Genomic DNA, 22,344 nt, shown 5'->3' with positions numbered 1-22,344 from the left:
TCTAGGTCAGCGGCCCGACGCGCCGGCGGGGTCGCGACCGGCGAGGTCATCCACGATCGCCTGCACGACGGCGGCCGCCGCCTGGTCCTTGGAGCCCACGGTCTCCACGGCGGGGCGGCCGTCGGCGAACAGGATGGTCACGGCGGTCTCGTCCCGGCCGAACACCTTGTCCGTGCCGACCTCGTTGACCACGAGCATCTCGCAGCCCTTGCGCGCCAGTTTGGCCCGGCCGTACTCGAGCACGGAGGACGTCGCGTCGCCGGTCTCCGCGGCGAAGCCGACGATGAGCGGGGCCATGGGCCCGCCCTCGGAGCGGGTCCGCACGGCCGTGGCGAGCACGTCCGGGGTGCGCTCGAGCACGATGACGGGCGCGCCGCCGTCGTCGCCCTTCTTCATCTTGGCGTCGGAGACCTCGGCCGGTCGGAAGTCCGCGACGGCCGCCGCCATCACGAGGACGTCGGCGTCGGCGGCCTCCGCCAGCACGGCCTCGAGCAGGTCCTGCGTGGACTCCACGGGCACGACGCGCTCGACGCCCTCGGGCGTCGGGACGGACATGGACCCGGCGACGAACCGCACGGTGGCGCCGGCCTCGAGGGCCGCGCGCGCCAGGGCGGCCCCCTGCTTGCCGGAGGAGCGGTTCCCCAGGTAGCGGACCGGGTCCAGCGCCTCGCGGGTGCCCCCGGCCGTGATCACCACGGTGCGACCGGCCAGCGGGCCGGGTGTCGGCTCGGCGTCGGACCCGGAGGCCCGGGGACGGCGCGGGGCGCCCGCGGCCGCGGCGGCCTGCGCACGCTCCCAGATCTCGGCGGGCTCGGGCAGCCGCCCGGCGCCGGAGTCGGCCCCGGTGAGCCGGCCCACGGCGGGGTCCACGACCGTGACGCCGCGCTCGCGCAGGAGGGCGACGTTGGCGACCGTGGCGGGGTGGTGCCACATCTCGGTGTGCATGGCGGGGGCCAGGACGACGGGGCACGTGGCGGTGAGCAGCACGTTGCCCAGCAGGTCGGGCGCCATCCCCGCGGCGGTGCGCGCGAGCAGATCGGCGGTGGCCGGCGCGACCACCACGAGGTCCGCACGCCGGCCGAGCCGGACGTGGTTCACCTCGTCGACCGCCTCGAACGTGTCCGTGCGGACCGGGCGACCGGAGAGGGCCTCCCACGTCGCCGCGCCCACGAACTCGAGGGCGTTGGCGGTGGGCACCACGGTCACGCCGTGGCCGGCCTCGGTCATCAGGCGCAGCAGCAGCGCCGCCTTGTAGGCCGCGATGCCGCCGCCGACCCCGAGGACGATCTCCATGACGGGTTCAGGCCTCCGGGGCGTCCTCGGAGGTGCCCTCCTCGGCGCGCACCGTCTCGGCGGCCTCCTCGATGGCGGCGGGATCGCCCATCGGCTGGCGGGCGTCGGCCGACTCGAGGGTGGCGAACGGGTCGTCCTCGCCCGGCAGGGAGAAGTCGCCGAAGTCCTCGGCGGCCAGGTCGGCCTCCGGGGTGGCCTCGACGGCCTCGCGGGACACGAGCAGGTCGGCCTCGATCTCGCGCAGGGCGATGGACAGCGGCTTCTCGTTCAGCTGGGTGTCCACGAGCGGGCCGACGTACTCGAACAGCCCCTCGTGCAGCTGCGAGTAGTAGGCGTTGATCTGCCGGGCCCGCTTGGCGGCGAAGAGCACCAGGGCGTACTTCGAGTCGACCCGCTCCAGCAGGGAGTCGATGGGCGGGTTGACGATGCCTTCGTACTGTTCGGTCACGGGGTCTCCAAAGTCTTCATCTCACTGTCACGTCGGCGCCGGGTGCGGCGTCGGTGCGGCCGGTCCTCAGGCCTCGGTCGGACGGCGCTCGGGGTCCAGCCCCATGAGTCTCACCAGTTCCTCGGCGGCCCGCTCCACGCGGTCGTTCACGACGACGGCGTCGAACTCGGGTTCCGCGGCGAGTTCCAGTCTAGCCGTTTCGAGCCGGCGGCGCTGTTCCTCCGGGCTCTCGGTGCCGCGGCCGAGCAGCCGGGACACGAGTTCCTCCCAGCTCGGCGGCGCCAGGAACACGAAGGTGGCCTCCGGCAGCGCACGGCGGACCTGGCGCGCTCCCTGCAGGTCGATCTCCAGCAGGACGTGGCGGCCCTGCGCCACGGCCTCCATCACGCGGTCGCGCCGCGTGCCGTAGCGGTGGACGCCGTGCACGACGGCCCATTCCAGCATCTCGTCCGCCTCGACGAGGGAGTCGAACTCCTCCGGCGTCGTGAAGTAGTAGTGCACCCCGTCCTCCTCGCCCGGGCGCGCCGGGCGGGTGGTGGCGGAGACGGACAGCCAGGCCTCGGGGTAGTGCTCGCGGACGTAGGCCGACACGGTGCCCTTGCCGACGGCGGTGGGGCCGGCCAGGACGGTGACGCCCGGGCCCGGGGGGCGTTCCTGGACGGCGGTGCGGGCCACCGGGACGGCGGGGGCGGGTCCGGGGTCGAACGTGTCGGTCACGCATCCTCCTGGTGGGACGGGCCTCGCAGACCCGTCACCCGGGCCGGCGCCGACCCGCCGGGATGTGGGGGTCACCGGCCAATATAGGCGATCAGCGCCTCGCGCTGACGACGGCCCAGGCCGCCCAGCCGACGCCGCGGCGAGATGCCGCACCCCGCCATCGCCTCCCGGGCCCGGACCTCGCCCACGCCCGGCAGGGCCAGCAGCAGGTCCACGGTCCGCAGACGGGCGACGGCGTCGTCGGCGTCCGCGCGCGCGAAAATGTCGGCCAGGCCGACCTCACCGGCGGCGAAGGCCGCCTTGAGCTCCGCCCGCGCCTGGCGGGCCTGGAGGGCCTTCCTCCGGGCCTCCGCCCTCTCCTGCACACTGAGCTGCCGCAACGCCATGGGTCTGACCTCGATGCCTCTCGTTCCCCACCGGCCCCGTCGTGACCCTTCCATGGTCAAGGACGACGAGCACAGCCGATCGGAAGGGAAGATACCATCCCGTCCACACGGCACGGGCGCGCCGGGAGGACGCGGGCGTCACCGCAGGGCGGCGCGATTCTCCTCGATCGTGTCCACCAGCGAGGCCACCGACGGGCCCGCGCTCAGGATGCCGCGGGACGAGGTCGCCAAGACCTGCGGCCAGGCCGTCCCGAAGTCGGCCCGCATGCCCCGGGCCGTGGCGCCCTGGGCACCGAACCCGGGCGCCAGCAGGGGCCCGCCGAGGGCCGGCAGGTCCAGGCCGAGGCGGTCCGCCTCGGCGGCCACCGTGGCGCCCAAGACGAGTCCCACCGGCCCCCACGCGTCGTCGCCGCGCAGGGCCGCGTTCTCGGCGGCCGCCGCCGCGGCGATGCGCCGGGCGACCGATCCCTCGGCCGACCCCTCGCCCACGTGCTGGACCTCGCGGCCCTCCGGATTGGAGGTCAGCGCGAGGACGAACACGCCGCGGCCGGCCTCGTGGGCGGCGCGGATGGTCGGCACGAGGGTGCCGAAACCCAGGTACGGGCTGAGCGTCACCGCATCCGCGGCCAGGGGCGAGGCGTCGGCGATCCACGCGGCGGCGTAGCCGTCCATGGTGGAGCCGATGTCACCGCGCTTGGCGTCCGCGATCGTGAGCACCCCGGCGTCCCGGGCGGCCGCGAGCAGCCGCTCCAGGGCCGCCAGGCCGGCCGATCCGTGGCGCTCGTACAGCGCCACCTGGGGCTTGATCGCCGCCACGCGGGGCCCCTCGGGACCCACCGCCGCCTCGAGGGCGGTCAGGGAGAACGCCTCGAGGCCCGCCGGGGTGTCGCTCAGGCCCCACTGCCGCAGCAGGCCCGGATGGGGGTCCACGCCGAGGCACAGCGGACCGGCCGTCTCCATGGCGTGGGCCAGCCGCCGCCCGAAGGGGGCGCGGGGCCCCGCGCCGCCCGTCGCCGTCGTGGTCACGCCGCGGCCTCCGGACCGGCGACAGCCTGCTGCAGGCGCGCGTCGTGCTCCTGCAGTGAGGTGACGGACCACTCGTAGGACCGCATGGCCTCGATGGCCTGCAGGCACGCCCCGAATTCGGCCGTGGTCGTGATCACCGGCACGCCGAGCGACGTCGCGGCCGCGCGGATCTCGTAGCCGTCCGTGCGGGCGTCGCCGCCGGAGGGCGTGTTCAGCACGAGGTCGACGGTGCCGGCGTGCAGCTGCTCCAGCACGGTGCCCGCGCCGTCCTCGTGCCCGGCGTCGGCGATCTTCGCCACGACCTCCGCGGGGATGCCGTTGCGCCGCAGCACCTCGGCGGTGCCGCCGGTGGAGACCACCTGGAAGCCGAGGTCGACGAGGCGCTTGGCCTGGCCCACGAGGGTGCGCTTGTCCCGGTTGGCGACCGACACGAACACGCGCCCCGAGGTGGGCAGCGGGCCGCCGGCGGCGGACTGGGACTTGGCGAACGCGGTGTCGAAGTGCTTGTCGATGCCCATGACCTCGCCCGTCGAGCGCATCTCCGGGCCCAGCAGCGAGTCGACCACGCGGCCCTCCGCGGTGCGGAAGCGGGTGAACGGCAGCACCGCCTCCTTGACCGCCACGGGCGCGCCGATCGGCAGGGTGCCGCCGTCGTACGCCGTGGGCAGCATGCCCGCCGCGCGCAGGTCGGCGATGCTCTCGCCGACGCCGATCCGCGCGGCCGCCTTGGCCAGCTGGACGCCCGTGGCCTTCGAGACGAACGGCACGGTCCGCGAGGCGCGCGGGTTCGCCTCGATCACGTACAGCACGTCCGAGGCGAGCGCGAACTGGATGTTGATCAGGCCGCGCACGCCGACGCCGGCCGCGATCCGCTCGGTGGCGCGGTGCACGCGCTCGAGCACGTCCGGGCCCAGGGTGACGGGAGGCAGCACGCACGCGGAGTCACCCGAGTGGATGCCCGCCTCCTCGATGTGCTCCATGACGCCGCCGAGGTACAGCTCGGTGCCGTCGTAGAGGGCGTCGACGTCGATCTCGATCGCGTCCTCGAGGAAGCGGTCCACGAGCATCGGCTGGTCGGGGGTGATCTCCGTGGCGTGCGCCACGTAGTGGGCCAGTGCTTCCTCGGAGTACACGATCTCCATGCCGCGGCCGCCGAGCACGTAGGAGGGGCGCACGAGCACGGGGTAGCCGATCTCGTCCGCCACGCGCTTGGCGTCGTCGAAGGAGACCGCCGTGCCGTTCTTCGGCGCCACCAGGCCCGCGCGCTCGAGCACGAGCGCGAACTCGCCGCGGTGCTCGGCCAGGTCGATGGCCGCGGGCGAGGTGCCCAGGATCGGCACGCCGGCGTCGGCGAGCTGCTGGGCCAGCTTGAGCGGGGTCTGACCGCCGAGCTGCACGAAGACGCCGCGCACGCCGCCGGAGGCCTCCTCTGCCGCGATGACCTCCAGGACGTCCTCGAGCGTGAGCGGCTCGAAGTAGAGGCGATCGGAGATGTCGTAGTCCGTGGATACCGTCTCCGGGTTGCAGTTGACCATCACGGTCTCGTAGCCAGCCTCGCGCAGCGCCATGGTGGCGTGCACGCACGAGTAGTCGAACTCGATGCCCTGGCCGATCCGGTTCGGGCCCGAGCCGAGGATGATCACCGACTCGCCCTCGTGCGGGGCGACCTCGGTCTCGAGGTCGTAGCTGGAGTACCGGTACGGGGTGAAGGCCTCGAACTCGGCGGCACAGGTGTCCACGGTCTTGTAGACGGGGCGCACGCCCAGGGCGTGACGCACGCCGCGCACGACCGCGGCGTCCATGTGCCGCAGCGAGCCGATCTGGGCGTCGGAGAACCCGTGCCGCTTGGCGCGGCGCAGCAGGGCCTCGTCGAGGACCTCGGCGTCGCGGATCTCGTCCGCGACCTCGTTGATGAGCACGAACTGGTCCAGGAACCACGGGTCGATCGCGGTGGCCTCGAAGGCCTCCTCGATCGTGGCGCCGGCGTAGAGCGCCTGCTGGGTCTGGGAGAGCCGGTCGGTAGTGGCCGTGCTCGCCGCCGCGAGCAGGGCCTGCGGGTCGGCGTCCTGCGGGAACGCGAGCTCCGAGCCCTTCTGCTCGAGCGAGCGCAGGGCCTTCTGCAGGGCCTCCGTGAAGTTGCGGCCGATGGCCATGGCCTCGCCGACCGACTTCATGGTGGTGGTCAGCGTGGGATCCGCCGCCGGGAACTTCTCGAACGCGAAGCGCGGGACCTTCACGACCAAGTAGTCCAGGACCGGCTCGAAGGACGCGGGGGTCTTCTGGGTGATGTCGTTGGGGATCTCGTCCATCGTGTAGCCCAGGGCCAGCTTGGTGGCGATCTTGGCGATCGCGAAGCCGGTGGCCTTCGAGGCCAGCGCCGAGGAGCGGGAGACGCGCGGGTTCATCTCGATGACGACGACGCGCCCGTCCACGGGGTTCACCGCGAACTGGATGTTGCAGCCGCCGGTGTCCACGCCGACCTCGCGGATGACGTTGATCGAGATGTCCCGCAGCTTCTGGTACTCGCGGTCCGTCAGCGTCATGGCCGGGGCCACGGTGATGGAGTCGCCGGTGTGCACGCCCACGGGGTCCACGTTCTCGATGGAGCAGACGACGACGACGTTGTCGTTCTTGTCCCGCATCATCTCCAGCTCGTACTCCTTCCAGCCGAGGATGGACTCCTCGAGCAGGACCTCGGAGGTCGGGCTGTACTGCAAGCCGGCGCCGCAGATGCGGTACAGGTCGGCCTCGTCGTAGGCCATGCCGGAGCCGAGGCCGCCCATCGTGAACGAGGGGCGCACCACCACGGGGTACTTCAGGTCCTCGACGGCGGCCAGGGCCTCCTCCATCGTGTGCACGATGTGGGACCGGGCGGACTCGCCGCCGGCACGCTCCACGACGCCCTTGAACAGCTCGCGGTTCTCGCCGAGCTCGATGGCCTCGATGTTCGCGCCGATCAGCTCGACGCCGAAGCGCTCGAGCACCCCGTCCTTGTCGAGGGCGATGGCGGTGTTCAGCGCCGTCTGGCCGCCCAGGGTGGGCAGCAGGGCGTCCGGGCGCTCCTTCTCGATGATCTTGGCGACCACGGCCGGGGTGATGGGCTCGACGTAGGTGGCGTCGGCCAGCTCCGGGTCGGTCATGATCGTGGCCGGGTTGGAGTTGACGAGGACGACGCGGACGCCCTCCTCCTTGAGGACGCGGATGGCCTGGGTGCCCGAGTAGTCGAACTCGGCGGCCTGGCCGATCACGATGGGGCCGGAGCCGATGACCAGGACGGACTTCAGGTCGGTGCGCTTGGGCATGGATCAGGCTCCTTCGGTGGCGGGGGTGGTGGCGGCGCGGTGCTCGGTGAGCAGCTGCACGAAGCGGTCGAACAGGTCGAGGGTGTCGTTGGGGCCGGCCGCGGACTCCGGGTGGAACTGCACGGAGAAGGCGGGCCGGTCGAGCAGGCGCAGGCCCTCGACGACCTGGTCGTTCAGGGACCAGTGGGAGACCTCGACGCGGCCGAAGCGCGACTCCGGCGCCTCGATCGGCTCGCCGAGGGGGGCGTCCACGGCGAAGCCGTGGTTCTGGGAGGTGATGGCCACGCGGCCCGTGGCCTTGTCCAGCACCGGCTGGTTCGGGCCGCGGTGGCCGAACTTCAGCTTGTAGGTGTCGAAGCCGAGCGCGCGGCCGAAGATCTGGTTGCCGAAGCAGATGCCGAAGAACGGCAGGCCGGCGTCGAGGACCTCGCGCAGCAGCTCCACCTGGGCGTCTGCCGTGGCCGGGTCGCCGGGGCCGTTGGACAGGAAGACGCCGTCCGGGTCCACGGCGCGGATGCCGGCCAGGTCCGTGGCAGCGGGCAGCACGTGCACGCGGATGCCGCGGGAGGCCAGGTGCCGCGGCGTGGCGGCCTTGATGCCGAGGTCGAGGGCGGCGATCTCGGCGATCGGCTCGCCCTCCCAGCCGTGCTCGGCCGGCTCGATGACGTACGGCTGCTCCGTGGTGACGGACTCCGCGAGGCGGGCGCCGGCCATCGACGGCTGGGCGCGCACCTCCGCCAGCAGCTCGGCCTCCGGGCGGGCGGCGTGCTCGCCGGAGAACACGCCGGCGCGCATCGAGCCCTCGGTGCGCAGGCGGCGGGTGATGGCCCGGGTGTCGACCTCGCGGATCCCGACGACGCCGAACGCCTCGAGCTCCTCGTCGAGGGTGCGCTCGGCGCGCCAGTTGGACGGACGCCGGGCCGCGTCGCGGACCACGTAGCCGGCGGCGAAGATCGCCCACGACTCGCGGTCGGCGTCGTTGACCCCGGTGTTGCCGATGTGCGGGGAGGTCTGCACGATGATCTGCCCCGCGTAGGACGGGTCGGTGAGGGTCTCCTGGTAGCCGGTCATGCCCGTGGTGAACACGGCCTCGCCCAGGGTGCGGCCGCGGGCGCCGTAGGCCCGGCCGCGGTGGACGGTGCCGTCCTCGAGGACGAGCAGGGCCAGGTCGTCGGTGGGGGTGCTCATCGGGGGTCTCCTTCTCCTGCGCGGCCGGCCGGGTCGGCCGGGGCGGGGTCGATGATGGTCTGCAGGGCGGCGAGGAGCCGGTCGCGGTCCTCGGGGCGGTCGGGGCGGAAGGCGGAGGTGAGTTCGACGTCGCCGAGGCGCCAGCCCCAGGCGACGAGCCCGCCCGGCTCGACGAACTTGCCGGCGATCCCGCCGGACAGGCCGGCCTCGACGAGGTCGTCCGCGGGGATGAACAGGTTGGCGGCCCCGGGGCGGAGCACGAGCAGGCCGCGGTGGGTGCCGGCGTCGTGGACCTCGAGGACGGCGCGCGAGCGCAGGCCCAGGCCGTGCACCGCCACGCGGTCCAGTCGGTCCTCGCCGCGCACCGTGCCCACGTGCATGCCCTCCGCGGACAGCGTCGGCTCGGCGTCGTAGAGGGCCGTCGGCACGGGGGCCGGGGCCGGGATCCCGGCCTGCGCCCGGCGGCGGGCCCGCCACCCGAGGGCCAGCAGGCCGAGCAGCACGAGGACGACGGCCAGGGTGCCCAGGGTCACCGGCAGCCACACGTCCGCGTAGTCCTTCGTCGGGGTCCGCGGCGGGACGGGACGGGCCGCCAGGGCGGCGGCCAGGGAGGTGATGCTCACGCGCGCTCCCCCGTCTCCGTCAGGGCCGGGTGGCGGTACGGCCGGGCGGGGGCGCCGTCGGCGACGACGCGGGCACCGCGATAGACCGTGTGGCGCACCGCGCCCGGCAGCTCCATGCCCCGGTACGGGCTGTTGCGGGACTTGGTCAGGTGCTGCTCGGGGTCCACGGTGCGGCGGGCCTGCGCGTCCACGAGCACGAGGTTGGCCACCGCGCCGACGCGCGGGACGCCGCGCTCGTCGGCCTGGCCCTGGTCGGTCAGGCCGGCGATCCGGGCCGGCGCCGTGGACATCACGCGGGCGACGCCGGCCCAGTCCATCAGGCCGGTGTCCACCATCGCCTGCTGCACCACGGACAGGGCGGTCTCGAGGCCCGTCATGCCCATCGCCGCGACCGTCCACTCGCACTGCTTGGTCTCGGCGGTGTGTGGGGCGTGGTCGGTGCCCACGGTGTCGATGGTGCCGTCGGCCAGCCCGGCGCGCAGGGCCATCACGTCGGACTCGCGGCGCAGCGGCGGATTGACCTTGAACACGGGGTCGTAGGAGCGGACGAGCTCCTCGGTGAGCAGCAGGTGGTGCGGGGTGACCTCGGCGGTCACGGCCACGCCCTGGGCCTTGGCCCAGCGGATCAGCTCGACGGAGCCGGCCGTGGAGACGTGGCACACGTGCAGGCGGGAGTCCACGTGCTGGGCCAGCAGCACGTCACGGGCGATGATGGCCTCCTCCGCCACGGCGGGCCAGCCGGCCAGGCCGAGGACGCCGGAGAGCTCGGACTCGTTCATCTGGGCGCCGGCGGTGAGGTTCGGCTCCTGCGCGTGCTGGGCCACGAAGCCGCCGAAGGACTTCACGTACTCGAGCGCACGGCGCATCAGCACGGCGTCGTGGACGCACATGCCGTCGTCGGAGAACATCCGCACGCGGGCCTGCGAGTCGGCCATCGCGCCGAGGTCGGCCAGGGCCTCGCCGGCCAGGCCCACGGTCACCGCGCCCACGGGGTGCACATCGCACCAGCCCGCGTCCCGGCCCAGCCGCCACACCTGCTCCACCACGCCGGCGGTGTCGGCCGTCGGCGTCGAGTTGGCCATCGCGTGGACCGAGGTGAAGCCGCCCATCGCGGCGGCGCGGGTGCCGGTCTCGACCGTCTCCGCGTCCTCCTTGCCGGGCTGGCGCAGATGGGTGTGCAGGTCGACGAGCCCGGGCAGCAGCACCAGGCCGGCGCAGTCGACCTCCTCGGGGGCCGGGTCGAGGCCGGCGGCGTGGGTCGCGGCGTCCGGGCCGAGGGCGGCGATCCGGCCCTCGGCGACGAGCACGTCGGCGGTCTCGCCCGTGGTCAGGCGCGCGCTGCGCAGCAGCAGGGGGGCGGGGCTGGGGGCGCTCACGGGCGGACCTCCTGGTCGTGGTTGAGGACGAGGTGCAGGACCGCCATGCGGACGGACACGCCGTTGGCGACCTGCTCGAGGGCGGTGTTGCGGGGCGAGTCCGCCGCCGCCGGGCTGATCTCCAGGCCGCGGTTCATCGGGCCGGGGTGCATGACCACGGGCTCGTCGAGCAGGGCGCCCCGGCCGGCGGTGAGGCGGGCGAAGCGGTCATCGGTCAGCCCCCAGGTCCGGGTGTACTCCCCTGCGGACGGGAAGAAGGCGCCGCCCATTCGCTCGGCCTGGACGCGGAGCATCATGACGGCGTCGGGGCCGGCGTCGAGGGCCTCGTCCAGCGAGTAGGTGACCTGGCACGGCCACGCGGCCACGCCCACGGGCAGCAGGGTGGGCGGGGCGGCCAGGGTGACCTGTGCGCCCAGCGTGCTGAGCAGCCACACGTTGGACCGGGCCACGCGCGAGTGCAGGATGTCCCCCACGATCACCACGCGCATGCCGGTCAGGTCCCGGCCGACCAGGTCCTCTCCCGTCGCCGCGGCGAGGCGCCGGCGCAGGGTGAAGGCGTCCAGGAGGGCCTGGGTGGGGTGCTCGTGGGTGCCGTCGCCGGCGTTCACGACGGCGGAGCGCACCCAGCCGGAGTCGGCCAGCTGGCGGGCCGCGCCCGAGGACCAGTGGCGCATCACGATGGCGTCCGCGCCGATGGCCTCGAGCGTCTGGACGGTGTCCTTGAGCGACTCCCCCTTGGAGACGGACGACCCCTTCGCGGAGAAGTTGATCACGTCCGCGGAGAGCCGCTTGGCGGCGGCCTCGAAGGAGATGCGGGTGCGGGTGGAGTCCTCGAGGAAGAGGTTCACCACGGTGCGGCCGCGCAGGGCGGGCAGCTTCTTGACCTCGCGCTGGTTGACGGCGGCCATCTCCTCGGCGGTGTCGAGGACGGCGAGGGCGTCGGCGCGGGAGAGGTCGGCGGTGGACAGCAGGTGGCGCACGGCTCAACCCTCCCGGGTCGCGACACGGTCGACGATGCTCACGGCGTCCTCAGTGACCTCGCCGGTGCCCTCGGGGCCGTCGACCTCCATGAGCCGGACCTGGACGCGCTCGGCGGTGGAGGTCGGCAGGTTCTTGCCCACGAAGTCGGCCCGGACGGGCAGCTCGCGGTGCCCGCGGTCCACGAGGACGGCCAGGCGCACGGCGGCGGGGCGGCCCAGGTCGGCGATCGCGTCGAGGGCGGCCCGGACGGTGCGGCCGGAGAAGAGGACGTCGTCCACGAGCACGACGACGGCGCCGTCGAGGGGGACCTCGGGCAGGCGGGTGGGCATCGGGGTGCGGGCCGTGCCGCGGCGGAGGTCGTCCCGGTAGAGCGTCACGTCCACCTCACCGACGGCGGCGGTGGGGTCGAAGGCCGGCTCGATGCGGGCCAGCAGGGCGCCGAGCCGCCGGGCCAGGGGGGCCCCGCGGCGCGGGATCCCCATCAGGACGAGACCCTCGGCGCCCTTGTTGGACTCGAGGATCTCGTGGGCGATCCGGGTCAGCGCCCGGTCGATCTCGGACGTGGACAGCACGGTCCGGGCAGCACGAGGTGCGGCGGGGTCAGTTCCCATGCCGGCGCCTCCTTCCCCGCCTCACAGGACGGCTCTTAAAGGATGCGTGGTTCGTCCCGGGGCGCCGGTGGGCCCCCGCGCGGGACGTCGCCGACTCTACCAGCGAGGCCCGCCCCACGGCGCGGATGACGCGGTGCGGGACGGGCCTCGTGACGGAGCTCTCGGCGGCTCAGGCGAGCAGCGTCGGCTTGACCTGCTGCAGGCGGCCGAGCAGACCGTTGACGAACTCGGGCGAGTCGTCCGTGGACAGCTGGGCGGCCAGGGCGACGGCCTCGGAGATGGCGACGGCGTCCGGCACGTCGTCCTGGAACAGCAGCTCCCAGGCCCCCACGCGCAGGATCGCCCGGTCGACGGCGGGCATGCGGTCCAGGGACCAGCCGCGGGAGTAGGAGCTCAGGGCCTCGTCGAGCCGCTCCTGGTCCGCGATGACGCCTTCCACGAGCCGCTGGGTGTAGGCGTTCACCTGCAGATCGGTGCTCTCGCGGCGGGTGCGGATGCCCTCCAGCGCGCTGGAGCCCCGCTGCTCGGCCTCGAACAGGATCTCCACCGCACGCTGCCGGGAGCGGCTGCGCGCCGTGGTCCCCCGCTTGGCAGCGGAGCCGGCGGAGGCCCGCTCAGTCATTGACGCGGCCGAGGTAGTCGCCGGTGCGGGTGTCGACCTTGACGCGGGTGCCCTGCTCGACGAAGAGCGGCACCTGGATCTCGGCGCCGGTCTCCACGGTGGCGGGCTTGGTGCCGGCGGACGAGCGGTCCCCCTGCAGGCCCGGCTCGGTGTAGGTGATCTCCAGGACCACGGACGCCGGCATCTCGAGGTACAGCGGCGTGCCCTCGTGCAGGGCGATGACGACCTGGGTGTTCTCGAGCATGTACTTCGCGGCGTCGCCGACCACGGCCCCGGGCACGGTGATCTGGTCGTAGTCCTTGACGTCCATGAACACGTAGTCCGCGCCGTCCTGGTAGAGGTACTGGTAGTCGGAGCGGTCCACGGTGGCGAACTCGACCTTGGCGCCGGCGTTGAAGGTCTTGTCCACGACCTTGCCCGTGGTGATGTTCTTCATCTTGGTGCGGACGAACGCGCCGCCCTTGCCCGGCTTGACGTGCTGGAACTCGGTGACGTTCCAGAGCTGGCCCTCCAGCTTCAGGACGGCGCCGTTCTTGATGTCGTTGCTCGTTGCCACGTGTGTGTGCTCCCGATCGGTCTCGCGGACCGTCACGGGTCCGCCTGCAGTGGGTGGGGTCTTGGATGTGCGCGGGCCAGTCTACGGGAGGCCCCGCGCGGGGCCGGGGTCAGCGGCGGCTCACTCTGCGATCTCCTGGTACGCCGCGAAGAGCAGGGACGCGTCCGGGATGTCCACGGTGGTGGGCTGCGCGAGCCCGTCCAGCAGGACGAAGCGCAGCTGGTCGCCGCGGTTCTTCTTGTCCCGGCGGATGCCCTCGAGCAGGGTCTGCCACCGGTCCCCGCGGTAGGAGACGGGCAGGCCCAGGGCCGTCAGCACCGACCAGTGGCGGTCCGCGGTGGCGTCGTCGAGCCGGCCGAGGGAGCGGGCCAGCTCGGCCGCGAAGACCAGCCCCACGGACACCGCGGCGCCGTGGCGCCACTGGTAGCGCTCGGCGAGCTCGATCGCGTGCCCCATCGTGTGGCCGTAGTTCAGCGCCTCGCGGGCGCCCGACTCGCGGGGGTCGCGGGAGACGACGTCCGCCTTGACCCGGATCGAACGCTCGATCAGCTCGCGCAGCCGCGCGGAGTGCGGGTTCTGGGCCTGGGCCGGGTCCTCCTCGATGAGGTCGAGGATCGCGGGGTCGGCGATGAAGCCGCACTTCACGACCTCGGCCAGGCCGGAGATCAGCTCGTTGGCCGGCAGGGTGAGCAGCGTGTCCAGGTCCGCCAGCACGCCGGCCGGATTGTGGAACGCCCCCACCAGGTTCTTGCCCTCGGCGGTGTTGATGCCGGTCTTGCCGCCCACCGCCGCGTCCACCATGCCCAGCAGGGTGGTGGGCATGTGCACGACGCGGACGCCGCGCAGCCACGTGGCCGCCACGAAGCCGGCCAGGTCGGACACGGCGCCGCCGCCCACGGAGACGATCGCGTCCGACCGGGTGAAGTCGTTCTGGCCGAGCACCTGCCAGCAGAACCCGGCCACCTGCAGGTGCTTGCCCTCCTCGGCGTCCGGGATCTCGGCGGTCAGTGCGGTCAGGCCCACGGCCTCGAGGTCGTTCTTGACGACGTCGCCGGTGGCCCGGAGGGCGCGCGGATGGATGACCAGCACGCGTCGGACGGTCGGGCCGAGCATGTCCGGCAGGCGCGCGAGCAGGCCCCGGCCCACCACCACGTCGTAGCCGCCGTGCACGGCCGCCTCGTGGCCGCCGGCCACGGGGATGACCGTCACGTCCTCGGGTGCGGCCGGAGCGGCCACGGGCGCCGCCCCCGGGGTCTCCTGCTCGGTGCTGTCCGGCTGACGGTCCGTCATGGGTGTGACTCACTCCTTCGGGGGCGGTGGGCGTCCCCCACGATACGCCAGGCCGCCTCGGCGGCCGTCAGGCCTGTGGTGTCGAGCACGAGGTCGGCGACCTGGCGGTACAGCCCCTCGCGTTCGGCGAGGATACGCCGCCAGGTCCCGGCGGGGTCTCCGGCCAGGACGGGGCGGCCCGCGCCGCCGCCCACGCGGCGCAGCGCCTCGGCCTCTCCGACCGCGAGGTAGACGACGTCGGAGTCCGGCCCGGCCAGCGCGCGGCGGGTGCCCGGATGCAGGACGGCGCCGCCGCCGCACGAGAGGACGCATGGGGCGGGTCGGCCGAGCACATGGCCGATGACGCGGGCCTCCTCCGCCCGGAACGCGGCCTCGCCGTGCTCGGCGAAGAACTCCGGGATCGGGCCGTGGACCTGGGCGAACAGCTCGTCGGAGTCCACGAAGGGCAGCCCGGTCAGGGCGGCCAGGGCCCGGCCGACCGTCGTCTTGCCGGCCCCCATCGGGCCGACGAGGACGACCCGGCGGGCCGGGCGCGCGTCCGGGTCCTCGTCGGACGCGGCGGCCACCGTGGCCGCGGCCGTCAGGCGCGCCTCGAGGGCACCGGTCATGCCCTCCCACGGGCACACGGTGACGGGCCCGGGGACGGGACGCGTGCTCGGGTCCGGTCCCGGGGCCGGCGCGGTCCCGGGGGTGTCGGTCACGGCAGGGGGTCGCCCATCGGGCCGTCCGCCACGACGTCGGCGCCCGGCTCCGGCAGGGCGGGGACCGCGGCCTGGAACGCCTCGAGGTTGCGGCGCGTCTCGGCCACGGAGTCGCCGCCGAACTTCTCGAGCATCGCGTCGGCCAGGACGAGGGCGACCATGGCCTCGGCGACGATGCCCGCGGCGGGCACGGCCGCCACGTCGGAGCGCTGATGGTGGGCCGTGGTCTCCGCGCCCGTGGCGACGTCGACCGTGGGCAGCGCGCGCGGCACCGTGGCGATCGGCTTCATCGCGGCGCTCACGCGCAGCAGCTCGCCCGTCGACATGCCGGCCTCGATGCCGCCGGCCCGGTCGCTCGTGCGCCGGGGGCGACCGTCCGCGCCGCGGGCGATCCCGTCGTGGGCGGCGGAGCCGCGTCGGGCGGCCATGGCGAACCCGTCGCCGACCTGCACGCCCTTGATCGCCTGGATGCCCATGAGCGCCCCCGCCAGCCGCGCATCGAGGCGGCGGTCCCAGTGCACGTGGGAGCCCAGGCCGATCGGCACGCCGTACGCCAGCACCTCCACGACGCCGCCGAGGGTCTCCCCGGCGTGGTGGGCGTCGTCGACCTCGGCGACCATCGCCGCCGAGGTCTGCGGGTCGAGGCAGCGGACCGGGTCGGCGTCGAGGCGGGCCTCGTCCTCGGGGACGGGGAACGGGTGGCCCTCCGGCAGGGCGGCCTCCCCGAAGGCCACGGTGTGGGAGACGATCCGCACGCCGAGCTCGCCGAGGAAGGCGCGGGCGACGGTGCCCAGGGCCACACGGGCGGCGGTCTCACGGGCGGAGGCGCGCTCGAGGAGGGGGCGGGCCTCGTCGAAGCCGTACTTCTGCATGCCGGTCAGGTCGGCGTGGCCGGGCCGCGGGCGGGTGAGCGCCGCGTTGCGGGCCAGACCGTCGAGCTCCTCCGCGGGGACGGGATCGGCGGCCATCACCTTCTCCCACTTGGGCCATTCCGTGTTGCCCACCTGGATCGCCACGGGCGAGCCGAGGGTGCGGCCGTGGCGGACGCCGCCGAGGATCGTCACCGCGTCCTGCTCGAACTTCATGCGCGCGCCGCGCCCGTACCCCAGGCGGCGGCGCGCGAGCGCGTCCTGCACGTCCTGCGTCGTGACCGGGATCCCGGCCGGCAGTCCCTCAACGATTCCTGTGAGCGCGGGGCCGTGAGACTCCCCCGCTGTCAACCAGCGCACCATGGCGTGCAGTCTCTCACGCACGGGGCACCGCGCCGCCACGTGTGACCGGACGGGACGCACCGGATCCGGCGTTCGACGCTCAGCCGGCGGCCGGTCCCAGGGCGTCCGCCGCGGCGCGCGTCACCGCCGCCCAGTCCGGCTCGGGCATCCCGGCCGCGGCGCGGGGCCGGGCCGTGAACAGCCGGACCTGCTCGATGCCCTGGTGCAGCAGCATGGACAGCCCGGACGCCACCGGACCGCCCTCCCGGGACCAGGCGGACGCCAGCACGGAGGGCCACGGGTCGTAGGCCGCGTCCAGCAGGGGCGGCAGGGCGGCGCCGGCCGGCACGTGTGCGGCCAGGGCGTCCGCGGCGCGCGGCGGCAGGGTGGCGACGACGGCACGCAGCCCCGGCGCCCGCCGGAGCAGGTCCGCCTGGGCGAAGGTCGCCCAGCGCAGCCCGAGCGCGTCGGCCAGGGCCGTCACCTCGGCGGCGCGGGCGGGGTCGCGGACGCCGAAGAGCACCGCGTCCGCGCCGAGCGTGGCGGCGGCGAGGACGGCCGCCGTCGCGGTCCCCCCGTTCCCGAGGACGCCGACGGTCCCGCCCCGGGCGGCACGGTCGAGGCCGGCCGCGGCGAGGGCGCCGAGGATGCCGTCCACGTCCGTGTTCTCGGCGTGGACGACCCCGGGGGCGGAGGGGTGGTCGCGCACGAGGGTGTTCGCGGTGCCCAGGAGGCGGACGCGGTCGCTGACGTGCCCGGCGGCGGCGACGACCGCCCGCTTCAGCGGCATGGTGACGGAGCAGCCGAGCCAGTCCTGCCCGCGGGCCGCGGCCGCGCCGCCGTCGGCCGTGCCCGGGGCGCCGAGGTGCTCGGCCGCGAAGGCCAGCGCCTCGTCCTCGCCCAGGTCTCGGCGGCCGTAGTCGACGTCGAGGCCCAGGACCCGGTAGGCGGCCGCGTGCAGCACCGGGGAGAGCGAGTGGGCGATCGGCCGGCCCAGGACCGCCGCGTGCAGCACGGGGCGCATCAGCACACCCCCGGATTGGACGCGCAGTAGCGCTGCAGGGTGCGCACGTGCTGCTGGTGCTCCTCATAGGTGCGGGAGAACTCGGTGTGGCCGGTGCCGATGTCCGTGGTCACCCAGTAGTAGGCGTCCGTCTCGGCGGGGTCGAGGGCGGCCTCGACGGCCGCGTCGGAGGGCATGCCGATCGGACCCGGCGGCAGGCCCGGGTGCACGTACGTGTTGTAGGGGTTCGAGGCGTCCTGCCGCTGGCCCGAGGTGAAGCTGAGGCTGCGCACGCCGAGGCCGTACGTGACGGTGGCGTCGATCTGCAGGAGCCCGCGCGTCTCGGTGTTGTCCGGGGCGAGGCGGTTCTCGATGGCGCCGGCGACCTGCCGGTAGTCCTGGGGCAGGGCCTCCGCCTCGAGGATGGAGGCGATCGTGAGCACGCGCTGCTGCTCGGCCGGGTCGCGGACGTCGAGGGCGTCGAGCTCGGCGAGGGTGGGCCGGATCAGGGCGTCGAGCACCTGCTCGGCGGTGGCGTCGACGGGGAGGCGGTACTCCCCCGCGTCGAGCCAGCCCTCGAGCGTGCCCGCCTCCCCGGGGACGCCGTAGCGGGTCGGGTCGTGGGCGGCGGCCTCGAGCTCCTCGCGGGGCAGCCCCGTGGCCTCGGCGACGGCGTCCAGCACCTCGGTGAGTCGCCGGCCGCGCTCCACGAGCACGTAGTGCACGGCCCCGTCCGCGGCGCCCTGGAGCACCGCGAGGGCCTCGGCCGCGGGCATCCGCTCGCGCAGCACGAAGTCCCCCGAGCGCACGAGACCGCTGCCCGTGTCCCTGGCGGCGCGCTCGAACGCACGGGCGGAGGCCACGATGCCGGCCCGGTCCAGGCGGGCCGCCACGGAGCCCAGGTCCTCGCCCGGCTCCACCGAGAACGTCACCTCGTCGCCCTCGACGGCCGTGTGGTCGGGGCCGCTCAGGAAGCCGCGCACGATCAGCCCGACCACGACGGCGAACGCCACCAGCACCGTGCCCAGCACCAGCGCGGTCCGCCGCCGGCCGGCGCCGCGGTCGACCCGCGAGGCCGGGTGGGACCCGGTGCCCCGGCGGCGCAGGAGCATGCGAGGCCGGCGTGGGCCGGCCGCGCCGGCCGGCTGGGACGGGGCGCCGACGTCGGCCTCGTCCGCCTCCTCGTGGGCGAAGCCGAACACGTCGAGGTCGTCGTGGACGTCGGCCTCGTCGTCGAGCAGATCGTCCCAGTGGTCCTCACGCCGAGCGTGCTGGTGGTCGCCGGTCACCGGATCGGCTCCCGGTCCTGGCCGGCCCAGCGCCCGGTGCGGCGCTGCTCGTCCACGGCGGCCTGCAGGATCGCGACGGCGGCCGCCTGGTCGATCACGCCGCGGCTGTCCTTGACGGACCGGCCCGCGGCCCGCAGTCCGGCCTGCGCGGAGACCGTGCTGAGCCGCTCGTCGACGAGCCGGACCGGCACAGGGTGGCCCGCCTCGGCCAGGGCGGCGGCGACGGCGTCCGCGTAGTCGAGGGCGTCCTGCGTGGACGGCGTGTGCTCGCCCCGTAGATTCACCGGCAGGCCGACGTACACGGCGACGACGTCGAGCTCGCGTGCGTGGGCGACGAGCTCGTCCACGTCACGACGTCGACGCGCATCCCGCCGCAGGGTGGCCACGGGGGTGGCGATCAGGCCGTCGGGGTCGGCCGACGCGACGCCCACGCGGGCACGGCCGACGTCGACGCCGAGGGTGCGCCCCCGGCGCACGGCGTCGGTTGCCGCGTTGGCCCCGTCCTGACCTGCGCTCACGTCCGCCTCAGGCCGCGCGCACCGCGGCGACGACGGCGTCGAGCGCATCCCCGACGCGCGTGACGTCCTGGCCGCCGCCCTGGGCGACGTCGTCCTTGCCTCCGCCCCCGCCGCCGAGCACGCCGGTGGCGGTCTTGACCATGGCGCCCGCCTTGAGGCCGGCCGCGCGGGCGGCCTCGTTGGTCGCCACGACCACGAGGGGCCGGCCCTTGGCCTCGGCCGTGAGGGCCACGAGCACGGGCGTGCCCGCCGCGTTGCCGCCGGCCGACTCGATCCGGGCGCGCAGGTCCAGCGCGAGGGAACGCAGCTGGTCCCCGGCCACGTCGCCGGCGTGGTGGGCCAGCACCCGCACCGACGTCCCGGCGGACGTCGTGACGTCCTGGGCCTGCCCGGCGAGCTGCCCGGCCTGGGCCTGCAGCGCCTGGGCCCGCAGCTCCGCGACCTGCTTCTCGGCCGCCTTGAGCCGGTCCAGGGTGGCGCCGATGCGGTCCTTGAGCTCCTCGGCCGGGGCCTTGAACATCTCCGAGAGCTCGGAGACGAGGGTGCGCTCCGCGGCGAGGTGGCGGAACGAGTCCAGGCCGACGAGCGCCTCGACGCGGCGGTTGCCCGAGCCCACGGACTGCTCGCCGAGCAGGGTCAGCGAGCCGATCTGCGCGGTGCGGCCCACGTGGGTGCCGCCGCACAGCTCGCGGGACCAGGCGCCGTCGATCTCCACGACGCGCACCCGGTCGCCGTACTTCTCGCCGAACAGGCTCATCGCGCCGAGTGCGCGCGCCTCCTCGAGGCTCATCTCCTGGGTGAGCACGGCGTGGTCGTCGCGGATGGCGATGTTCACCACGTCCTCGACCTCGGAGCGGGCCCCGGCCGAGAGCGCCTCGGCCCAGCGGAAGTCGAAGCGCAGGTAGCCCTCCTTGTTGAAGGAGCCGGACTGGGTGGCCTCGGGGCCGAGGATCTGGTGCAGTGCGGCGTGCACCAGGTGGGTGCCGGAGTGGGCCTTCTCGCCGTCGAGGCGGCGCTGCAGGTCGATCGCGCCGAGGGCCTGCGCGCCGGCGGCGACCTCGCCGTCGAGGACCTTGACCCTGTGCACGGACAGCCCCTTCACGGGGGCCTGCACGTCGAGCACCTCGAGGCGGAAGCCGTCGCCGGTGATCAGGCCGGTGTCCGCGGCCTGGCCGCCGGACTCCGCGTAGAACGGCGTGGCGTCCAGGACGAGCTCGAGCTCCGTGCCGGCGCCGGCGGACGCGACCTCCTCGCCGTTCTGCAGCAGGCCGCGCACCACGGACTCGGTGGTGTGCTCGGTGTAGCCGGTGAAGTGGGTCTGGCCCTCGGCGCGCAGGCGCTGGTACACGGCGGTGTCCGTGTGGCCGGCCTTCTTGGCCTTGGCGTCCGCGCGGGCGCGGTCGCGCTGCTCGGCCATGAGGGCGCGGAACCCGGCCTCGTCCACGGCGACGCCGGCCTCCTCCGCGATCTCCAGCGTCAGCTCGATCGGGAAGCCGTAGGTGTCGTGCAGCTCGAACGCGTCCGGGCCCGCGATGCCGCCGCCCGCCGAGCGGGCCTGGCCCACCGCGGCGTCGAGGCGGGCCGTGCCCGCGGCGATGGTCCGCAGGAACGCCTTCTCCTCGGCGTAGGCGATCCGGGCGATGCGCTCGAACTCGTCCGCGACCACCGGGTAGGTGCCCTTCATCGCGTCCCGGGAGACCGGCAGCAGCTCAGGGAAAACGGGCTCGGTGACGCCCATCAGGCGCAGGGCGCGGACGACGCGGCGGATGAGGCGGCGCAGCACGTAGCCGCGGCCCTCGTTGCCGGGGCGCACGCCGTCGCTGATCAGCATCAGGGCCGAGCGCACGTGGTCGGCCACCATGCGCAGGCGGACGTCGTCGTCGTAGTGCGGGTCGGCCGGGTCCTCGGTGGAGGTGTAGGAGCGGCCGGCCAGCTGCGCGGCGCGGTCGAGCACGGGGCGGACCTGGTCCGTCTCGTACATGTTCTCCACACCCTGGAGGATCATGGCGAGCCGCTCGAGGCCGAGACCGGTGTCGATGTTCTTGTGCTCGAGCTCGCCGGCGATGTCGAAGTCGTCCTTCGAGCGCACCGCGGAGAGGCGGTACTGCATGAACACGAGGTTCCAGATCTCGATGTAGCGGGTGTCGTCCGCGGCCGGGCCGCCGTCGACGCCGTACGCGGGGCCGCGGTCGTAGAAGATCTCCGAGCAGGGGCCGCCCGGGCCGGGCTGGCCGGTGTTCCAGTAGTTGTCGTCCTTGCCCATGCGCTGGATGCGCTCGGGACGGACGCCCACGTCCTCGCGCCAGATGCGCTCGGCCTCGTCGTCCTCGCGGTACACGGTGACCCAGAGGCGCTCGGGGTCCAGGCCGAAGCCGCCGTCCTCGACCGAGGACGTCAGCAGCTCCCAGGCCATCGGGATGGCCGTCTCCTTGAAGTAGTCGCCGAAGGAGAAGTTGCCGCACATCTGGAAGAAGGTGCCGTGGCGGACGGTCTTGCCGACCTCCTCGATGTCCGCGGTGCGGATGCACTTCTGCACCGAGACGACGCGCGGGCTCGGCGGGGTCTGCTCCCCCAGGAAGTACGGGATGAACGGGACCATGCCGGCCACCGTGAACAGCAGCGACGGATCCGGCGAGACGAGCGACGCCGACGGCACCACGCGGTGCCCCCTGGACTCAAAGAAGGCGGTCCAGCGGCGGGCGATCTCCTGGGACTTCATGCGGGGGTGTCCTTCTGCGTGGTGGTGGTCTGGGGGCGGGCGGCGCCGTGCGACGGCGGCTCCACGGTCTCCCCGGAGATGATCGGCCCCGTGTGGGGCAGGTAGGGCGCGGCCCAGGGGGCCTCGGCGCGGACGCGCTCGGCCAGGCGCCGGGCACCGTCCTGCAGGGCGGCCGCCGCGGCGTCGGCGGCGGCCTCACCGGCCTGGCGGGCCAGACGCTCCGGGTCCAGGCGGGCGGAGAACCCCGCGCGCCCCCCCGCGGAGCCAGGGTCAGACGTCGGCGCGTCGGTCGCGTCGGTGGCCGGGTGGGCACGGTCGCCGAGGGCGCGGTGTGCGAACCAGCCGGATGCGGCGCCGGCGCCGACGAGCAGCAGCGAGCGGAGCATGGCGGGGGCCTCCTTCGGACGGCAGGGATTCCGGCCCCACCTTACCGGGCGCGGCGCCGATCCCCGGCGGCGGGCCCGGGGGACGCCGCAGGCCCGGT

At 74.5% G+C, this 22,344-nt stretch carries 21 protein-coding genes; all 21 read right to left on the bottom strand.

Features of this window, described 5'->3' with window-relative positions; translation table 11 throughout:
• Positions 1 to 6 precede the first annotated feature (6 nt).
• Positions 7 to 1,293 carry a bifunctional phosphopantothenoylcysteine decarboxylase/phosphopantothenate--cysteine ligase CoaBC gene (gene coaBC, locus HDA34_RS00755; protein ID WP_044659810.1) on the bottom strand — a complete coding sequence of 429 codons (1,287 nt, stop codon included), beginning with the start codon at positions 1,291 to 1,293 and terminating at the stop codon, positions 7 to 9.
• 7 nt (positions 1,294 to 1,300) lie between these two features.
• Entirely contained in the window at positions 1,301 to 1,741 is a 441-nt protein-coding gene (gene rpoZ, locus HDA34_RS12095; RefSeq protein ID WP_134377132.1) for a DNA-directed RNA polymerase subunit omega, read from the bottom strand.
• A 66-nt stretch (positions 1,742 to 1,807) separates the two neighbouring features.
• Complete coding sequence (gmk, locus tag HDA34_RS00745) at positions 1,808 to 2,458, bottom strand: guanylate kinase (protein ID WP_010078602.1); 651 nt, start codon at positions 2,456 to 2,458, stop codon at positions 1,808 to 1,810.
• Between the two features lie 71 nt (positions 2,459 to 2,529).
• Positions 2,530 to 2,844, bottom strand: coding sequence for an integration host factor, actinobacterial type (mihF, locus tag HDA34_RS00740; RefSeq protein WP_010078601.1), 315 nt, complete (start codon positions 2,842 to 2,844; stop codon positions 2,530 to 2,532).
• A 138-nt stretch (positions 2,845 to 2,982) separates the two neighbouring features.
• Positions 2,983 to 3,870, bottom strand: a complete 888-nt coding sequence (gene pyrF, locus HDA34_RS00735; protein ID WP_036336596.1) for an orotidine-5'-phosphate decarboxylase — start codon at positions 3,868 to 3,870, stop codon at positions 2,983 to 2,985.
• Complete coding sequence (gene carB, locus HDA34_RS00730) at positions 3,867 to 7,172, bottom strand: carbamoyl-phosphate synthase large subunit (RefSeq protein WP_134377131.1); 3,306 nt, start codon at positions 7,170 to 7,172, stop codon at positions 3,867 to 3,869. Before carB ends, pyrF begins: the two co-directional genes overlap by 4 nt.
• Before the next feature lie 3 nt (positions 7,173 to 7,175).
• Entirely contained in the window at positions 7,176 to 8,360 is a 1,185-nt protein-coding gene (gene carA / locus HDA34_RS00725; RefSeq protein ID WP_010078598.1) for a glutamine-hydrolyzing carbamoyl-phosphate synthase small subunit, read from the bottom strand.
• A complete protein-coding gene (locus tag HDA34_RS00720; RefSeq protein WP_012750893.1) occupies positions 8,357 to 8,983 on the bottom strand; it encodes a PH-like domain-containing protein in 627 nt (208 codons plus the stop codon). The genes carA and HDA34_RS00720 overlap by 4 nt, the downstream gene beginning before the upstream one ends.
• A complete protein-coding gene (locus HDA34_RS00715; protein WP_036336600.1) occupies positions 8,980 to 10,359 on the bottom strand; it encodes a dihydroorotase in 1,380 nt (459 codons plus the stop codon). The genes HDA34_RS00720 and HDA34_RS00715 overlap by 4 nt, the downstream gene beginning before the upstream one ends.
• On the bottom strand, positions 10,356 to 11,339 hold the full coding sequence (locus HDA34_RS00710) for an aspartate carbamoyltransferase catalytic subunit (protein WP_036313715.1): 984 nt from the start codon (positions 11,337 to 11,339) through the stop codon (positions 10,356 to 10,358). The genes HDA34_RS00715 and HDA34_RS00710 overlap by 4 nt, the downstream gene beginning before the upstream one ends.
• A gap of 3 nt (positions 11,340 to 11,342) precedes the next feature.
• Positions 11,343 to 11,951: a bifunctional pyr operon transcriptional regulator/uracil phosphoribosyltransferase PyrR gene (gene pyrR / locus HDA34_RS00705; protein ID WP_036313707.1), complete on the bottom strand. Its 609-nt coding sequence runs from the start codon at positions 11,949 to 11,951 to the stop codon at positions 11,343 to 11,345.
• 169 nt (positions 11,952 to 12,120) lie between these two features.
• A complete protein-coding gene (gene nusB, locus HDA34_RS00700; protein WP_044659811.1) occupies positions 12,121 to 12,573 on the bottom strand; it encodes a transcription antitermination factor NusB in 453 nt (150 codons plus the stop codon).
• Positions 12,566 to 13,129 (bottom strand): elongation factor P, encoded by a 564-nt coding sequence (gene efp / locus HDA34_RS00695; protein WP_002857030.1) that lies wholly within the window; start codon positions 13,127 to 13,129, stop codon positions 12,566 to 12,568. The genes nusB and efp overlap by 8 nt, the downstream gene beginning before the upstream one ends.
• 120 nt (positions 13,130 to 13,249) lie before the next feature.
• Complete coding sequence (gene aroB, locus HDA34_RS00690) at positions 13,250 to 14,419, bottom strand: 3-dehydroquinate synthase (RefSeq protein WP_134377130.1); 1,170 nt, start codon at positions 14,417 to 14,419, stop codon at positions 13,250 to 13,252.
• Positions 14,416 to 15,027, bottom strand: a complete 612-nt coding sequence (locus HDA34_RS00685) for a shikimate kinase (RefSeq protein ID WP_267899369.1) — start codon at positions 15,025 to 15,027, stop codon at positions 14,416 to 14,418. Before HDA34_RS00685 ends, aroB begins: the two co-directional genes overlap by 4 nt.
• 89 nt (positions 15,028 to 15,116) lie before the next feature.
• On the bottom strand, positions 15,117 to 16,352 hold the full coding sequence (aroC, locus tag HDA34_RS00680; protein ID WP_134377128.1) for a chorismate synthase: 1,236 nt from the start codon (positions 16,350 to 16,352) through the stop codon (positions 15,117 to 15,119).
• A 79-nt stretch (positions 16,353 to 16,431) separates the two neighbouring features.
• Positions 16,432 to 17,355: a shikimate dehydrogenase family protein gene (locus HDA34_RS00675; RefSeq protein WP_134377127.1), complete on the bottom strand. Its 924-nt coding sequence runs from the start codon at positions 17,353 to 17,355 to the stop codon at positions 16,432 to 16,434.
• A complete protein-coding gene (mltG, locus tag HDA34_RS00670; RefSeq protein WP_134377126.1) occupies positions 17,355 to 18,623 on the bottom strand; it encodes an endolytic transglycosylase MltG in 1,269 nt (422 codons plus the stop codon). Before mltG ends, HDA34_RS00675 begins: the two co-directional genes overlap by 1 nt.
• Positions 18,620 to 19,189, bottom strand: coding sequence for a Holliday junction resolvase RuvX (gene ruvX, locus HDA34_RS00665; RefSeq protein WP_041103686.1), 570 nt, complete (start codon positions 19,187 to 19,189; stop codon positions 18,620 to 18,622). The genes mltG and ruvX overlap by 4 nt, the downstream gene beginning before the upstream one ends.
• Positions 19,149 to 21,860, bottom strand: a complete 2,712-nt coding sequence (alaS, locus tag HDA34_RS00660) for an alanine--tRNA ligase (RefSeq protein WP_049145318.1) — start codon at positions 21,858 to 21,860, stop codon at positions 19,149 to 19,151. The genes ruvX and alaS overlap by 41 nt, the downstream gene beginning before the upstream one ends.
• Complete coding sequence (locus HDA34_RS00655) at positions 21,857 to 22,246, bottom strand: hypothetical protein (protein WP_020621562.1); 390 nt, start codon at positions 22,244 to 22,246, stop codon at positions 21,857 to 21,859. Before HDA34_RS00655 ends, alaS begins: the two co-directional genes overlap by 4 nt.
• Positions 22,247 to 22,344: the final 98 nt, after the last annotated feature.

It is taken from the genome of Micrococcus luteus (genome assembly GCF_014138885.1).
GTDB classification, from domain to species: Bacteria; Actinomycetota; Actinomycetes; order Actinomycetales; family Micrococcaceae; genus Micrococcus; species Micrococcus luteus.
This window is presented reverse-complemented; position numbering and strand designations above follow the sequence as displayed.

What these genes read in the sequence shown, in the direction of transcription:
- coaBC (WP_044659810.1), bottom strand. Translation starts at nt 1,293, where the DNA reads ATGGAGATCGTCCTCGGGGTCGGCGGCGGCATCGCGGCCTACAAGGCG.
- mihF (WP_010078601.1), bottom strand. Translation starts at nt 2,844, where the DNA reads ATGGCGTTGCGGCAGCTCAGTGTGCAGGAGAGGGCGGAGGCCCGGAGG.
- carB (WP_134377131.1), bottom strand. Translation starts at nt 7,172, where the DNA reads ATGCCCAAGCGCACCGACCTGAAGTCCGTCCTGGTCATCGGCTCCGGC.
- carA (WP_010078598.1), bottom strand. Translation starts at nt 8,360, where the DNA reads ATGAGCACCCCCACCGACGACCTGGCCCTGCTCGTCCTCGAGGACGGC.
- pyrR (WP_036313707.1), bottom strand. Translation starts at nt 11,951, where the DNA reads ATGGGAACTGACCCCGCCGCACCTCGTGCTGCCCGGACCGTGCTGTCC.
- nusB (WP_044659811.1), bottom strand. Translation starts at nt 12,573, where the DNA reads ATGACTGAGCGGGCCTCCGCCGGCTCCGCTGCCAAGCGGGGGACCACG.
- aroB (WP_134377130.1), bottom strand. Translation starts at nt 14,419, where the DNA reads ATGACGGACCGTCAGCCGGACAGCACCGAGCAGGAGACCCCGGGGGCG.
- HDA34_RS00685 (WP_267899369.1), bottom strand. Translation starts at nt 15,027, where the DNA reads ATGACCGGTGCCCTCGAGGCGCGCCTGACGGCCGCGGCCACGGTGGCC.
- aroC (WP_134377128.1), bottom strand. Translation starts at nt 16,352, where the DNA reads ATGGTGCGCTGGTTGACAGCGGGGGAGTCTCACGGCCCCGCGCTCACA.
- HDA34_RS00675 (WP_134377127.1), bottom strand. Translation starts at nt 17,355, where the DNA reads ATGCGCCCCGTGCTGCACGCGGCGGTCCTGGGCCGGCCGATCGCCCAC.
- ruvX (WP_041103686.1), bottom strand. Translation starts at nt 19,189, where the DNA reads ATGCGCTCGACGCCGTCGTCGCCGCGGTGCGCGCGGCCTGAGGCGGAC.
- alaS (WP_049145318.1), bottom strand. Translation starts at nt 21,860, where the DNA reads ATGAAGTCCCAGGAGATCGCCCGCCGCTGGACCGCCTTCTTTGAGTCC.
- HDA34_RS00655 (WP_020621562.1), bottom strand. Translation starts at nt 22,246, where the DNA reads ATGCTCCGCTCGCTGCTGCTCGTCGGCGCCGGCGCCGCATCCGGCTGG.